The organism is Amycolatopsis silviterrae, from assembly GCF_042684085.1.
Lineage (GTDB): Bacteria > Actinomycetota > Actinomycetes > Mycobacteriales > Pseudonocardiaceae > Amycolatopsis > Amycolatopsis silviterrae.
This window is the reverse complement of record NZ_JBHUKS010000046.1, coordinates 1-642: the sequence shown is the minus strand read 5'-3', so window position 1 is coordinate 642 and position 642 is coordinate 1. Positions and strand designations below refer to the sequence as shown.

General features: G+C 76.8%; 1 protein-coding gene. It reads right to left on the bottom strand.

All coding sequences use genetic code 11. The features are described from left to right. The coding region (locus ACFSVL_RS46590) for an IS110 family transposase (protein WP_378314610.1) at positions 1-642 on the bottom strand (642 nt) is incomplete at both ends.

The window sequence follows — 642 nt, the reverse complement described above, 5'->3', positions numbered from 1 at the left end:
CCTCGGTTTCCAGGGTGTCGATCTCGCCGGTCAGGGCGGTGATCACGGCGATCAGCGACCGGGTGACCGCTGCCTGGGCCGCGGTCAGGGCCGGGCCGCGGCCCAGTGCCGGGGCGCGCAGCGCGGCCTGGATCCCGGCGGTCTTCTCCTCGGCGTCGCGCCGGCGGGCCCGCCTGAGCGCGGCGGCGATCTGCGTCCGGGACAACCGGGCCGCGCGGCCGGGATCGGGGGCTTTCGCGAGCAGTTCCAGCGCCTCGGGCGCGGCCGGGTCCGGGAACGCCTCCAGCGCGGCGGGGAAATAGTCCCGCAGCGTGGCCCGCAGCCGCAGCACGTGCCGTGTCCTGTCCCAGATCAGCGCCTGATGCGCCCGGGTCAGCCCCTGCACCCCCTCGGCGAGGTCGCTGTCCCCGGCCACCGGAGGCAGCTGGTGCGCGTCGGTGCGGACCAGGTCGGCCAGCACGTGCGCGTCCCCGGCGTCGCTCTTCGCGCCCGACACCCCGAGCCGGTCCCGGGACCGGGCCGATTGCCGCGGGTTGACCGCGAACACCCGATACCCGGCCGCGACCAGCGCCGCCACCCACGGGCCGCGGTCGGTCTCGATCCCGATCAGCACCTGGGCGGGCTCGGCGTCCTCGGGCAGGA